Genomic DNA, 13,977 nt, shown 5'->3' on the forward strand with positions numbered 1-13,977 from the left:
TGTGAATAAGATTGTGGATAACTTATTAAAAAGTCTACCACAGGGAAACAAAAAATCCTGTAGAACCTTGATATTACAAGGGTCTACAGGATTTTAAATTTAATAGTAAGCTGTTATTAACTTGTGAATAATTGTTCAAAAGACTAGTCTATGTTTCAGTAACTAAATCATCAATTGAGCTGTTTTGCCAAACGTATAAACTCATCGTTCATGTGCTTTTTATTTGTAATGGCATCGTGAAGATCAATAGCAACAACCTTACCCTGGTTAAAGCCAAATACCACGTCGGACTGGCCAGCGATTAATGCCAGGGCTGCCTTCTCTCCAAGCTGACTTGCTTTTACGCGGTCGCGCACAGAAGGGGAACCTCCACGCTGAATGTGACCAAGTACGGATACACGCACGTCCATATTTGTCTTTTCTTCAATGTATTTGCCAATATCAAGGGAGCTACCCACACCCTCGGCAACTACGATAAGGGAATACCGTCTGCCCTGTTCGTAGGATTTGATTATACCGCTACAGATGTCATCAAGGTTATACTCTTCCTCAGGGACAAGAATAAACTCTGCACCACCGGCAATACCGGCCAGCATGGCCAGCCAGCCACAGTGGCGTCCCATTACCTCAACTACAGCAATGCGGTTATGTGAGGAAGCAGTATCACGGAGCTTGTTAATGGCATCAATAATGGTATTGGCCGCTGTATCGCAACCAATGGTATAATCGGTGCCCCATACATCGTTATCAATAGTTCCAGGAAGTCCCACAATAGGAACTCCGGTTTCCAGGCTGAGCTGGGTAGCACCACGGAGACTGCCGTCGCCACCGATAATTACAAGACCTTCAATACCGCGTTTTTTCATGTTTTCATAGGCCTGCATACGGCCCTCTTCAGTCATGAAGCGCTTGCAGCGGGCTGTACCAAGAATTGTTCCACCACGCTGAATAATATCACTTACGCTGCGGGAGGTCATTTCTTCCATTTCCTCATCCAAAAGACCACGGTAGCCATTGTAAATACCCCAAACCTTTACCCCTTCAAAGAGAGCAGTACGGACAACTGCACGGAGTGCTGCATTCATTCCAGGACTGTCGCCACCGCTGGTTAAAACGCCAATGCTTTTTAACATATTCTATACCCCCTGTAAATATTTTTAAGTATCACTTATCACTAGTTAATCCCACACTAATGAATTGACAAAAAAACATACTGATGTTACAGTAAAATCGTGGCTGTAATGATTGTCGTATTTATTACGCTTTTGCAATTATTATAACCCAGTTTATCAATTAAATAAAGGAGTAAAAAGATGCAAGAATTAGAATTGAAGTACGGTTGTAATCCTAATCAGAAACCTGCCCGGGTATTTGTAAAGAATGGGGACATTCCTTTTACAGTATTAAACGGCAAGCCAGGCTATATTAATTTGCTGGATGCCATGAACAGCTGGCAGCTGGTTCAGGAGCTGAAACAGGCCACCGGTCTTCCAGCAGCCGCATCCTTTAAGCATGTTAGTCCTGCTGGAGCTGCCGTTGCCACTCCATTACCGGAAATTCTTCAAAAGGTTTACTTCGTAGAAGGCATTGAGCTTTCACCTATTGCCACTGCTTATATAAGAGCAAGAGGTGCTGATCGTATGTCTTCCTATGGTGATTTCGTGGCCCTTTCTGATGAATGCGATGCCCAGACTGCTTCATTTCTGGCAAGAGAGGTTTCTGACGGCATCATTGCACCATCCTATTCTGCTGAAGCCCTGGAAATTTTAAAAACCAAGCGTAAGAGCACATATCTGGTACTTCAGATGGATACAAGCTTTAAGCCAGCTGAGCTGGAGCAGAAGGAAGTATTCGGCATTACCTTTGAACAGAAGCGCAATGATGTGAAAATTACTGAGGAATGTCTGAAGGAAATTCCTACCAAGTCAAAATCCTTCACTGAAGCAGCAAAGCGTGATCTTCTTATTGCATTAATTACTCTAAAGTATACCCAGTCAAATTCTGTTTGTTATGCCAAGGATGGACAGGCCATCGGCATTGGTGCCGGGCAGCAGTCCCGTGTTCATTGTACCCGTTTGGCTGGTAACAAGGCTGATGTGTGGCATCTTCGTCAGCATCCAAAGGTTTTGGCGCTGCCATTTAAGGATGAGGTTCGTCGTCCAGACCGTGATAATGCTATTGATGTATATATCGGTGAGGAGTGGGAAGACCTGCTGGAAACTGATGACTGGAAGCGGGTATTCACTGAAAAGCCAGAGCCTCTTACCAGAGAGGAAAAGAAAGCATATTTAAAGACCATCAGTGGTGTAGCCCTTGGTTCTGATGCATTCTTCCCATTTGGTGATAATGTGGAGCGTGCACATAAGAGTGGTGTAGAGTTCATCGCCCAGGCAGGTGGTTCTATCCGTGATGATAATGTAATTGAAACTGCAGATAAATATGGAATGACTATGGCATTTACTCATATTCGCTTGTTCCATCATTAATTAGTAATTAAATATACTATATCAAAATACCCTGCTCGCTATGAGCAGGGTATTTGTGTGTATGAAATTGTTTCACGTGAAACATTTTCATATAATTTTATTCGGGTCCTGTCCTGGGATAGGCCATTCATTTGCTTCGCAGTGCCACATCAATTTTATTTATATACTTAAATTAGTATGGACGGGCTTCGCGGACGTCCGCCACTTCATTTTGGCTTAAATAGATTACGAGCTGATGTGTCATTTTGAGCTAAGCATGCTTCATGTCCTTATCCCATGCCACCCGTTACTTTATGATTTTGCGGGGGAATTTTTTCGTCTGCAAGATCGGAGTCCTTATGCCGTAGGCTCATCATGGATACTAAATACATATACACATCGATGTATGTGCGACTGTGTCGCCTTCGAAGAAGACTAAACACTTAGTACATGATGATTTGGACGGAGGGATGAAGCCGAAAAAGTTTCACCGCTAAAAATTTACTTAGAAATTATATCATTTGCAATATTTAGTGCGATTACTGCATCCTGGGCATAGTAGTCTGCCCCGGCTTCATCTGCATAATCCTGGGTCAGTGCAGCACCACCAACAATAACCTTTGAAGTATTTCCACTTTCCTTTAACTGGCGAATTACTTCATCAATTTCCGTCATGGTGGTGGTCATTAATGCGCACAGGCCCACAATATCCGCATCATTTTTTATGGCAGTGGCCACAATTTCCTCTGCAGGTACATCCTTACCTAGATCAATAAGGTTGAAGCCACTGTTTTCCAACAAAGCACCAACAATATTTTTACCAAGATCATGGACATCACCCTTTACAGTGGCCAGGACTACTGTGCCCTTGCCTTCTCCTTCCTTGGCAGGGTATTTTTCCTTTATGATATTAAATGCACTGCGCATTGCCTCTGCAGAAAGCAAAACCTGTGGCAGGAATACTCGTCCGGCCCCAAAGTCAACGCCTATTTCATTCATGGCAGCAGTGAGGGCTTTTTCTGTAAGTTCATTTGGATCAATATTGTCAGCAAATGCTTTTTCAAGAAGCTCCGGCATGGCGTCTGCATTTCCTTCAATAACAGCCTGTTTTATAGCCTCCAGCGGAGTTAAATCCTCCTGCTTTGCCACGGCAGCTTTTTTAGGAACAGAGAGATTTTTTTCATTGGTGCTGAAATCCTTGCCGTTAGGGTCCTTGCCTAAAAGTGCCATGCTGGCCATAAGAGCATTTTGCATCTGCTCATCATAAGGGTTCATAATTGGCGCATCCAGGCCAGCAGCCAGACACATGGCAAAGAAGGTGCTGTTTATTAGGGGTCTGTTAGGCAGACCAAAGGAAATATTACTTAATCCCATGGTGGCAGGATAACCGTATTTTTCCCGGTACAGTCTAAGGGTATTAAGTACATGAGCACAGGCATATTGGTCAGCAGCCACAGTCATTACCAGACCATCCAAAAGAAAATCTCCGTCCTTTAAGCCTGCCTTTTTGGCTTCACTAATAATAATATCCATAACCTTGAGGCGTTCCTCAGCAGTTTTGGGAATACCATCATCAGTTAATGGCAGACAGAGTATAGCTGCACCATATTTTATTGCCAATGGGATAAAGGTGCGAAGTCTTTCTTTTTCAGCGCTGACAGAGTTTATTAATGCTCTGCCGGGATAAGCCCTTAAGCCAGCCTCTAAAACATCTGGGTCACTGGTGTCGATTACCAATGGTGCATCAGTTAGCTGGGATATTTCCGTTATGGCCTTCTTCATGGCTTTGGCCTGGTCTATACCGCCAACTCCCATATTTACATCAAGAAGTTTGGCACCAGCCTTCACCTGGTCCATTGCTTCTTTCTTTACGGAAAGGAAGGAACCATCCTTGATTTCAGCTGCCAGCTTTTTACGGCCAGTGGGATTGATTCGTTCCCCAATTAATACTGTTGGCAGCTCCTTATCAACAACTACAGTTTTACTGCGGCTGGATAGCATAAGGCGACGGCGCAGAGGCTTAAAGGTTGGTTCTGGGAAATCCTTTAGGGCATCCTTTATGGCTGCTATATGAGCCGGGGATGTACCACAGCAGCCACCAATATAGGTAGCACCAGACTGCACCAGCTTAGGGGCCCAATTACCAAAATCCTCAGGTCCCATAGGGAAGGTGGTTTTTCCGTTAACCAGCTGTGGAAGTCCCGCATTTGGTTGTACACTAATAGGCTTTTCTGTATTTTCTGAAAGGATCTTTACAATGGGCACAAGCTGCTCAGGACCAAGGGAGCAATTTATACCAATAATATCTGCCCCCATTGCATCTAAGGTAATGGCCGCTGTTTGTGGGTCAGTACCAGTAACAGTTCTGCCATCTTCGCTATAGGAAAGCTGACAAATAACTGGAAGTTTGGTAACTTCCTTGGCAGCCAGTAAAGCTGCACGCATTTCCTGCAGGTCAATGGAGGTTTCTATAAGAATATAATCGGCGCCACCTTCTGCTAAGGCAGCAGCCTGTACCTTATAGTTTTCATAGGCATCCTCGAAATCCAAATCACCTAATGGCTTTATGAATTTTCCTGTTGGTCCCATGCTGCCGGCAATTTTTATCTTATCGCCTGCTGCAGCTCTGGCAGCTTTAACAGCCGCTATATTAATTTCTCTGGCCCGTTCACTGAGATTATAATGAGCCAGCTTTAATGGTGAGGCACCAAAGGTATTTGTTTCTATTATGGTGGATCCGGCATCAATATACTGTTGATGAACAGCAGTAATTTCCTCTGGCTTATCAACATTCAGAAGCTCCGGACAATAGCCTGGGGCCAGCAGTCCTTTCTGCTGTAAAATTGTGCCCATGGCACCGTCAAATATATGAATCATAAAATCATTCCTTAAATATGTGTAAATGTAGTATGTTTAGTGTTGTCATGGAGGTGTTCCATTCATGCACTTCTCTAGTGTCACATCAATAGATATACGTCTTCTATTATGTATTGACGGGCTTCGCAGCCGTCAGCCACTACATATATACTTCTATTATTGTTGTGCTGATGTGACATTTTATAGCTACGTTTATTCATGGAATCACCTCCATGCCTCATTCATGGGGTGTTATTTTTTGCATTGTTGTTGCATACTAGAAAGTATATAGGTTTCCAGCTTCACACGCAAGCTATTTCCTAGCTAAACAGTCGGTTTTATCACAGGCTGCACAATTATGCTTTTGTTCTACGTTTGTACATTTTTCTTCCATTAAATATAACCCTATAATTGCAGTAATGGATTTCCTTGGTTCCAGCATCATGGATTCAGTGAGGTGGACTCCTATTATATCAGCCTTTGAAGTGCGTATCATCTCAGGCTGCTGCTCTATTGGCCAGTCTCCATAGCCGGGACTAAAACGCCATTTCATTTTATATCCCTGACGGGATACTTTCTCAAAGATAGCTTTCTCCATTAAATCAGCATTCTGTTCCACTGCTGATGTAGCTGCTGCATCAAGAATTAGTGACAGGGCATACTTTCCTTCCTTAAATAAGGAAGTTATTTTGTCCTCAATTTCCTGTCCTACAGTGGCAGATAGCATTACCACCTTGTCACAACCCTTGAGATGCTTTTTGATGGATTCTCCTTGGATATGAAATGGGGGAGTAGATAAAATAGTTTGGGTTTTATCATCATAATTGTATATTTCCCAGTTACCGGTGGGGTGAATAATTAAACGTGCCAGTTCACAGGCTTCTTCAATTATTTTCTCATCGAATTCTGATTGTCTGAGACCGGCATATCTTTTTGTTTCTGATTTGTCTATTTCAAAAAAAGGCGAGTTAAAGATTGCCATAGTATTACCTCGTATTCAAATTGTTTCACGTGAAACATTTTGTAAATAATCTCACTCTATTTTGCCATGAAGAAAAATAAAAAACAATTACTTTTCATATCGAAAAAAATTCCTATTAATGGTACAATGTATAAGTACGAAAAATTAAACTATGTATAGTAAGGTCGGTGACTAAATGGGCAAGGTAATTGCTGTTGCAAATCAGAAAGGCGGCGTAGGCAAGACCACAACCTCCGTCAGCCTAAGTGCTGCTTTGGCAGAAAAGGGAAAAAAGGTATTGCTGGTGGACTGTGATCCTCAGGGAAACGCAACAAGTGGCTTTGGCATCAACAAGCAGGAGCTGGAGCTCAGTATATACGATATTATAATCGATGAATGGGAAATTTCCGATATTATATTACCGACTGAATACAAGATAGATATTGCTCCATCCCAGATTGGTCTGGCTGGTGCAGAAATTGAGCTGGCTTCTCTGGAGGACAGAGAGTATAGACTGCAAAAGGCAATTAGCAAGGTGAAGGATAACTATGATTATATAATTATTGATTGTCCACCATCCCTTGGCTTTTTGACTCTTAATTCCTTAGCTGCGGCAGATTCTGTTCTTATTCCACTGCAGTGCGAGTTCTATGCTTTGGAGGGACTTTCCCAGCTTCTCAATACTATTGAAATGATTAAGTCCAAAATTAATGTAAATCTTTACATTGAGGGCGTTGTCCTCACCATGTATGATTCCCGTACCAACCTTTCACAGCAGGTTGAGGCAGAGGTTCGCAATCATATTGGTGACAGAGTATATAATACTACTATTCCACGAAACGTAAGGCTTAGTGAGGCACCTTCCTATGGCTGCCCAATTTTTGCCTATGACCCTTCTTCCAAGGGAGCACAGGCATATATGGACCTTGCACAGGAGGTTATAAATAATGGTTAAGAAAAAAGGTGGCCTCGGCCGTGGCCTTGGTGCTTTAGGTCTTGGTGGCGCAACAGTAAATAAGCCTGCAAAGTCACAGGAAAACAAAAAGGAACAGCTCCATGCTGTAAAGAGTAATGACGGCAAATCTGAGGTATCAGCGGTAACAGCTTCACCACAGGAGATAGAAGTAAGTAAAATTAAGGTAAATCCAAATCAGCCACGTACTGAATTTGATGAGGAAGCCTTAAATGCCCTTCAGGATTCCATAAAGGAATATGGAGTTCTTCAGCCAGTAATTGTCAGAAAGACTGCCAAGGGATATGAGCTTATAGCCGGTGAAAGAAGACTTCGGGCTTCAAAGCTTGCTGGAAAGCAAACAATTCCTGCCATTATAAAGGAATTCAACGATGCCCAGATGACAGAAATTGCCCTCATTGAGAATATTCAGCGTGAAAACCTGAATCCTGTTGAAGAGGCCCATGCTTACCATCATCTTTTATCTGATTATGGTCTAACCCAGGATATGCTTTCCAAGAAGGTGGGCCGCAGCCGTTCACATATTGCCAATTTTCTTCGCCTTTTGAAGCTGTCTGAGAAGATTCAGGCTATGCTGGTGGAAGGCAAAATTTCCATGGGACAGGCAAAGCCTCTTTTGGCCATTGAGGATATCGACTTGCAAGAAAAGGCTGCAAACTTTATAATAGACAATGATTTGTCTGTGCGTAAGGTTGAAGCATTGGTAAAACAGCTGTTAAAGCATCCTGATTACTTTGATGAAAAGCCGGTGGATACCAAGGGTGTGGATACAGATCCTGCCCAGCTGTTTATTTTGGATGCAGAGGATAAGTTAAAAATGGTTCTCGGCACGTCGGTTCGTATAAAGGGTACAGGCAAGAAGAAAAAGCTGGAAATTGATTTTACTTCCCAGGATGATTTGGAGAGAATCATTGATTTGCTTACAGAAAAGGTAAGGGCAAATGATAATGCTGAAAAGCTGAAAAAGCTAAGAGAATTTTCCACTACAGGAAAGTTTAACGTTTAATATGAAATGGAGTTTACAGTAAATGGATAATACCGAAATAATGAAGTTCGTCGTTAATAATCTCAGCTATATGGTGGCTGCACTGGGCGTGTTGATGATTATCATGTATCTGATGATGATAAACGTAATATATAATATCAATTATATGAAGAAGCGTTACAAGAAAATGATGACTGGTGTAGATGGTGCCAATCTTGAACGCCTTATAATTGGCTGTGTGGATGACGCTAAGGCTGTGTCTGAGGAAAATCAGGAAATAAAGCGCAACATTGAGGATATAAAAGCCCTTCTTCAGCAGGCCATTACAAAGGTGGCTGTTGTCCGCTTCCGTGCCTTTGAGGATATGGGTAGTGATCTTAGCTATGCTGTAGCTATGCTTGACTCAGATAATAACGGCGTTGTAATGTCCAGTATTTTTGGCCGTGAGGATTCCCGCAGTTATGTAAAGCCTATTACTGCAGGAAAATCCACTTATCAGATGACCAGCGAAGAGGAAGATGCCCTGAGACAGGCCATGGCTCAGCGATAATTAATAAAAAGATAAATAATTTCTACTATTTGAAAATTAATGGACTCTATGGTATAATGTTTCAGCTATAGAGTCTATTTTATTGTGATGAATTGTTTGGAGGATTTTATTTGGACAAGAAAGGAAATACTGTGGATAATCGCGAGTATACTATCAAGATTATCCCTCATCAGGGATCTGATGTACGAAGTGTGCATTTGCCAATGCAATGGATTAAGTACGCACTGTTCTCTGTTGCAGCAGTGGTTATATTGTTGGCTGGTGCCTTCAGCTACTCCGTGTACAGCAGTTATTCCCTGAGAAATGAAGCCTCACAGATTGAGAAACTTAAGGAAGCAAACAGCCTTCAACAGGAACAGCTCCTGGAATTGTCAAAAAAGGCAACAAACCTTCAGGATGAAGTAGAGCAGCTCGGTCAGATAGAAAAAGAGCTTCGTCAGCTTTCCGGTGTTCCAGGTGATGAAACTGGTGATGCCAACAGCAATGCTGGAGATGGCACCCATAATGGTCAGGGTGGACCATACAAGCAGTTGGATCTGAAGGATGTAAGTAATGCTCTTGATAATGTGGAAAAGCGAGTTGCTCAGCGCAGAGCAAGTCTTACCAGATTGAGAGAAATCTTAAATGAACAGCATCGTCAGATTCAGCAGCAGGAGAGTGTAAATGCGTCTACTCCTTCTATTTGGCCATCCACTGGTGATGTCAGCTCACCATTTGGTATGAGATGGGGTGGCAGTGATTTTCACCCAGGCATTGATATTGCTGATGATTATGGCACTCCTATCGTGGCTACTGCTGATGGTATCGTTACTGTGGCTGGCTGGAATTCCGGCGGTTATGGCAACATGGTAGATATTGATCATGGCAACGGCTTCATGACCAGATATGGACATGCCCAGCAGGTTGTAGTTAGCGCTGGTGATCATGTTAAGCGTGGTCAGGTTATTGCATATATGGGAAGCACAGGCTTTAGCACTGGCCCTCATGTTCATTATGAGGTTAGGGTTAATGGTCAAGTTGTAAATCCGGCAGGATATATTAGGTAAGATCGTTTTATAAGGAGAAGATCAATGTTTGGTAGCATGAAGAAGCAGTTGGAAGGTACTAACAGAAATGATATAGAGACCGTTATTGGTGCGAACACCATTATTAAAGGAGAGATTAATGGTAGCAGCAATCTTCGTGTTGATGGTACCGTTGAAGGTTCTATAACAGTTTCTGGCAACGTTCTTATTGGTGAAAACGGCCGCATTAAGGGCGATATTGTAGCTCCAGAGCTGATGGTTTCCGGTCAGGTTGAGGGCAATGCAACTATTGAAAATGGCTTGTCCATCTATTCTACTGGCTCCCTTGTTGGTGATGTTAAGGTTGGTAGCCTGAAGATTGAGGATGGTGGCGTATTCAAGGGCCACAGTGAAATGACCTTCAAAGCTGCAGAGCCAGTATTTGCAGATTAAATAGTAATAAAGCTGTGATGAAATGATTTCATTTCGTCACAGCTTTTCTTTTATTTTAAGTATTACAAGCGAGAGAGGTGTTTTGTAATGGATTTTGTTAAGGAAGAAATTAAAGTGGGATTGAAAAACACCGTAACAGAAGGGGTTACGGCGGAAAATACTGCCAAGGAAATGGGCAGTGGCAGTCTGGAGGTCTACGCCACCCCGGCCATGACATGTCTCATGGAAAAGGCAGCCACAGAGGCCCTGGAACCACTTTTGGCAGATGGCTGGACCACAGTAGGCATTTCTTTAAATGTCCAGCATAAGGCAGCAACTCCCCTTGGACTGAATGTAAGAGCCGAAGCCCTGGTAACTGCTGTGGATGGCAGAAAGATAACCTTTGAGGTGAAGGCCTTTGATGACAAGGAGGAAATCGGCTCCGGCACCCATGAGCGCTTCGCTGTAATGAAGGAGAAATTCATGGCCAAAGCTCTGGGGAAGGCGCAATAAAATATTTAACAGTTACTTTCAGACGCAAAAACAGACGCAAAAATTTACGTTTGCTTTTGCGTCTGTTTTTGTTTGGAAAATGCCATATTGTTACTCTTTCATGACAGAATATTTAGCTTGTATACCGAAAAACAATACAAAACATACATAATATGATATATTGTAATAATTAGGTCGAACTAGACAGGACAAGGGTTCACTGGTATTGTATACAATATTTTTTTTATATTCCTGTATAACAGAGAATAAAATATGTATAAATATACACTAAAGAGTTATTCGAAAAACATATAAATACAATAAAAATAAGGATATTATTGTAATAATATATGAATAATTATATTGACAGTTAGAATAATGATACATATAATTATATTTGTTACTCAAACGGGATGTATTACAGAAAAACAAATGTCTTTGCTGAGTATTTTAAAAATTAACTTAGTTGTCTTTTTTAACTAAAAATCTGATTAAGGTGTATTGGAGGAGTGTTACGATGTGTAGAATTGGTTCAATAAAAAGTAAGGTGCCTGTTCATCCATCTAAAGCCTTACATTTGATGCTTCCTCAGCAGGAGGGGCATGATAATTCAGGCTTCGCCATGGTAATGCAGGATTTATATGGTACTTTTGCCAACTATAAAGACAAACCCCTCCTTTCCATGGCCTGTACCCAGAAGGGCAACCAGATGGTAGAGGAATACATGGATGCCCATAACTTTGTGCAGCTGGCTGAGTGGATTCCTATTCCAGATAAGCGTCCAGGACTTGATATACAGGCTATGCCGTATTATGTTTTCAGAAATTACGATTTTCCGGAGCATTACAATGAGCTGTCCGAGGAGGAGAAGCAGAATCTTTTGCTTGATACCCGTCTGGCCCTTCGCAAGATGCTGGAGGAGGCAGGGGAAGGCTTTGTTTATTCCTTCTGGCCGGATGTGCTTACTTTAAAGGAAATAGGAGATCCCCGCGATATTGCCACCTATTTCCATCTCTGGGATGATCATGGCGGACTCATGGCGAAAAATATCGTGGTTCAGTGCCGTCAGAATACTAATTATGATATTGTTCGCTATGCGGCTCACCCTTTCTTTTTGCAGGGCTATACCCTCTGTGCCAATGGCGAGAATACCTTCTATACGAAAAATAAGGAGTTTCAGAAGTCCCTCCATCGTGGCTACATCGGTTTTGAATCCGATTCCCAGTGCTTCCTGTATACCCTTCATTATGTCCTTCACGAGCTGAAGTGGCCTATTAATTATTTCAAGCACGTTATTACTCCACTGCCATTTGAGGAAATCGAGGAGCGTGAGGATAAAGAGGTGCTTAAGGCAATTCGTCAGTCTCTGGCCCATCTCGAAATCAATGGCCCAAATACAATTATTGCCACCCTGCCAGATAATCGAATGATTACCTGCTGTGATTCCAAGAAGCTCCGTCCGGTCGTTCTTGGCCAGGATGAAAATATGATAGCCATTTCCTCTGAGGTCTGCGGTCTTAATGAAATAATGCCGGACCGTGACAGGGAAAAGGATATCTATCCTAATGAGCGTGAAGTAATTGTTATCGATAATGAACTGGAGGTACAGAGATGGAAGCAGTAAAAACACAGGATGTGTCTGTAAATGACCTTTCTTGGAAAATCGAATATCATGCTGACCGCTGTACCATGTGCGGCAGCTGCGTGGCCACCTGTTCCTTCAAGGCTATTGAGGTAAAGACCCAGGCCCAGTCCATCGTGGTATCTACGGATAGCCAGCCAAATCCGGAGCATCGTCATATTGCCCGTCCTATTATTACCCAGAAGGCAAGTCTTACTGACTATTGTCGTGGTTGTGGCATGTGCGAAAAGGTGTGCCCTAACAACGCCATTCGTCCTGTACGCAATGTGGACACTCGCCAGGTGCTCCTTTCCAAGGACAGCGGTCCAATTAAGCGTGGTGGCCGTACAAATCTTAATGCTCAGCGTACATTGGACAGCATTGTGGTTGGCCGTATTTCTCAGATGACAGACCCTTCCCTGGATTCTGCCCGCCATACCTTTGATATTCGTTCCCCGTTGGGACGTGTTCTTTCACCAAAGGAGCTGCCCTTCAGACTGGAAAATGGCAAGATGGTTATGGACCACAAGGCTCCACCTGTAAACTGGATTTATCCTCTTATCTTTTCTGATATGTCCATCGGTGCTCTGTCCACTCGTGCCTGGGAGGCTGTGGCCTTGGCCTGTGCCTATCTCAACGAAAAGTGCGGTCTGCCAGTTCGTATGAGCTCCGGTGAGGGCGGTATGCCGGTTAAATTAATGGAATCAGATTATCTAAAATATTTTATCTTGCAGATTGCCTCCGGTCATTTTGGCTGGAACCGTATTATAAAGGCAATTCCCCACATGGTAACGGATCCTGCCGGTGTACTTATTAAAATTGGACAGGGTGCAAAGCCAGGTGATGGCGGTCTTTTGCCGGCAGCCAAGGTTGCAGAGCATGTACAGGCCATTCGTGGTGTTCCAAAGGCAACCCTTTCCTCACCACCAAATCATCAGGGCCTATATTCAATAGAAGAATCTGTGCAGAAGATGCACTTATCACTGAATGCCGCTTTTGGCTTCAGAGTACCTGTTGCCATTAAATGCGCGGCTTCTGCCACTTCCGTATCCGTATATAACAATTTGCTCCGTGATCCCTATAAGATTTGCGGTGGCTTCTTCCTGGATGGTATTCAGGGCGGTACTGGTGCTGCCAATGAGGTTTCCCTTGATCATACCGGTCATCCTGTGGTTTCCAAGATTCGCGATTGCTACAATGCGGCCGTTAAGCAGGGTCTTCAGGGTCAGATCCCTCTTTATGGCGGCGGTGGTATTGGTCTTACGGGCAATGCGGCAGCCGATGCCTTTAAGATGATCTGCCTTGGTGCCAACGGCGTATTTGTGGGCAAGGTGCTTATACAGCTTTTAGGCTGTGTGGGCAATGAACACGGTCGCTGTAATTCCTGTAATACTGGTAAGTGTCCAATGGGTATCTGTACTCAGGACCCACGTCTGGTTAAGCGTCTTGATGTGGATAAGGGTGCCCAGAAAATTGTGGATTATGTTCTGGCCTTTGATGCCGAGCTGAGAAAGCTGATGGCTCCTATTGGCAACAGCTCATTGCCTGTGGGACGCAGTGATGCCCTCGTTTCTACTGACAAGGCCATTGCGGACAAGCTGGGAATTCAGTATGTATGCTAAGGAAGGAGCGGTAAGA

General features: G+C 43.2%; 12 protein-coding genes. 9 read left to right on the forward strand and 3 right to left on the reverse strand.

Annotated features, from left to right (window positions below; genetic code table 11):
* Positions 1-170: 170 nt before the first annotated feature.
* Positions 171-1,133, reverse strand: a complete 963-nt coding sequence (gene pfkA / locus B6K08_RS00895) for a 6-phosphofructokinase (protein WP_039208983.1) — start codon at positions 1,131-1,133, stop codon at positions 171-173.
* A 180-nt stretch (positions 1,134-1,313) separates the two neighbouring features.
* Here pfkA and B6K08_RS00900 point away from each other — a divergent pair, with 180 nt between their 5' ends.
* Positions 1,314-2,486: a phosphoribosylaminoimidazolecarboxamide formyltransferase gene (locus tag B6K08_RS00900; RefSeq protein ID WP_039208988.1), complete on the forward strand. Its 1,173-nt coding sequence runs from the start codon at positions 1,314-1,316 to the stop codon at positions 2,484-2,486.
* A 480-nt stretch (positions 2,487-2,966) separates the two neighbouring features.
* Here B6K08_RS00900 and B6K08_RS00905 read toward each other — a convergent pair whose 3' ends face one another.
* Entirely contained in the window at positions 2,967-5,342 is a 2,376-nt protein-coding gene (locus tag B6K08_RS00905; protein ID WP_039208991.1) for a homocysteine S-methyltransferase family protein, read from the reverse strand.
* 292 nt (positions 5,343-5,634) lie between these two features.
* Complete coding sequence (locus B6K08_RS00910) at positions 5,635-6,303, reverse strand: methionine synthase (protein WP_039208994.1); 669 nt, start codon at positions 6,301-6,303, stop codon at positions 5,635-5,637.
* A gap of 175 nt (positions 6,304-6,478) precedes the next feature.
* On the opposite strand from B6K08_RS00910, the gene B6K08_RS00915 reads away from it, so the two are divergent.
* The 8 genes from B6K08_RS00915 (at position 6,479) to B6K08_RS00950 (ending at position 13,961) form a co-directional block, all read left to right on the forward strand.
* Complete coding sequence (locus B6K08_RS00915) at positions 6,479-7,237, forward strand: ParA family protein (protein ID WP_039208996.1); 759 nt, start codon at positions 6,479-6,481, stop codon at positions 7,235-7,237.
* Entirely contained in the window at positions 7,230-8,261 is a 1,032-nt protein-coding gene (locus B6K08_RS00920; protein ID WP_039208999.1) for a ParB/RepB/Spo0J family partition protein, read from the forward strand. The genes B6K08_RS00915 and B6K08_RS00920 overlap by 8 nt, the downstream gene beginning before the upstream one ends.
* A gap of 22 nt (positions 8,262-8,283) precedes the next feature.
* Positions 8,284-8,790: a DUF4446 family protein gene (locus B6K08_RS00925; protein WP_039209003.1), complete on the forward strand. Its 507-nt coding sequence runs from the start codon at positions 8,284-8,286 to the stop codon at positions 8,788-8,790.
* Positions 8,791-8,900: 110 nt separating this feature from the next.
* Entirely contained in the window at positions 8,901-9,836 is a 936-nt protein-coding gene (locus B6K08_RS00930; protein WP_052212234.1) for a M23 family metallopeptidase, read from the forward strand.
* Between the two features lie 24 nt (positions 9,837-9,860).
* Positions 9,861-10,247 (forward strand): bactofilin family protein, encoded by a 387-nt coding sequence (locus tag B6K08_RS00935; protein WP_039209006.1) that lies wholly within the window; start codon positions 9,861-9,863, stop codon positions 10,245-10,247.
* An 87-nt stretch (positions 10,248-10,334) separates the two neighbouring features.
* Positions 10,335-10,739 carry a thioesterase family protein gene (locus tag B6K08_RS00940; protein ID WP_039209009.1) on the forward strand — a complete coding sequence of 135 codons (405 nt, stop codon included), beginning with the start codon at positions 10,335-10,337 and terminating at the stop codon, positions 10,737-10,739.
* Positions 10,740-11,235: 496 nt separating this feature from the next.
* Positions 11,236-12,342 carry a class II glutamine amidotransferase domain-containing protein gene (locus tag B6K08_RS00945; RefSeq protein ID WP_027396710.1) on the forward strand — a complete coding sequence of 369 codons (1,107 nt, stop codon included), beginning with the start codon at positions 11,236-11,238 and terminating at the stop codon, positions 12,340-12,342.
* Positions 12,330-13,961: a glutamate synthase-related protein gene (locus tag B6K08_RS00950; protein ID WP_027396709.1), complete on the forward strand. Its 1,632-nt coding sequence runs from the start codon at positions 12,330-12,332 to the stop codon at positions 13,959-13,961. The genes B6K08_RS00945 and B6K08_RS00950 overlap by 13 nt, the downstream gene beginning before the upstream one ends.
* Positions 13,962-13,977 lie beyond the last annotated feature (16 nt).

Source organism: Anaerovibrio lipolyticus DSM 3074 (assembly GCF_900141865.1).
In the GTDB taxonomy this organism is placed as follows: domain Bacteria; phylum Bacillota; class Negativicutes; order Selenomonadales; family Selenomonadaceae; genus Anaerovibrio; species Anaerovibrio lipolyticus.

Bases quoted from the DNA above. Each gene is read 5' to 3' on its own strand.
- pfkA (WP_039208983.1), bottom strand. From the start codon at position 1,133: ATGTTAAAAAGCATTGGCGTTTTAACCAGCGGTGGCGACAGTCCTGGA.
- B6K08_RS00900 (WP_039208988.1), top strand. From the start codon at position 1,314: ATGCAAGAATTAGAATTGAAGTACGGTTGTAATCCTAATCAGAAACCT.
- B6K08_RS00905 (WP_039208991.1), bottom strand. From the start codon at position 5,342: ATGATTCATATATTTGACGGTGCCATGGGCACAATTTTACAGCAGAAA.
- B6K08_RS00910 (WP_039208994.1), bottom strand. From the start codon at position 6,303: ATGGCAATCTTTAACTCGCCTTTTTTTGAAATAGACAAATCAGAAACA.
- B6K08_RS00915 (WP_039208996.1), top strand. From the start codon at position 6,479: ATGGGCAAGGTAATTGCTGTTGCAAATCAGAAAGGCGGCGTAGGCAAG.
- B6K08_RS00920 (WP_039208999.1), top strand. From the start codon at position 7,230: ATGGTTAAGAAAAAAGGTGGCCTCGGCCGTGGCCTTGGTGCTTTAGGT.
- B6K08_RS00925 (WP_039209003.1), top strand. From the start codon at position 8,284: ATGGATAATACCGAAATAATGAAGTTCGTCGTTAATAATCTCAGCTAT.
- B6K08_RS00935 (WP_039209006.1), top strand. From the start codon at position 9,861: ATGTTTGGTAGCATGAAGAAGCAGTTGGAAGGTACTAACAGAAATGAT.
- B6K08_RS00940 (WP_039209009.1), top strand. From the start codon at position 10,335: ATGGATTTTGTTAAGGAAGAAATTAAAGTGGGATTGAAAAACACCGTA.
- B6K08_RS00945 (WP_027396710.1), top strand. From the start codon at position 11,236: ATGTGTAGAATTGGTTCAATAAAAAGTAAGGTGCCTGTTCATCCATCT.
- B6K08_RS00950 (WP_027396709.1), top strand. From the start codon at position 12,330: ATGGAAGCAGTAAAAACACAGGATGTGTCTGTAAATGACCTTTCTTGG.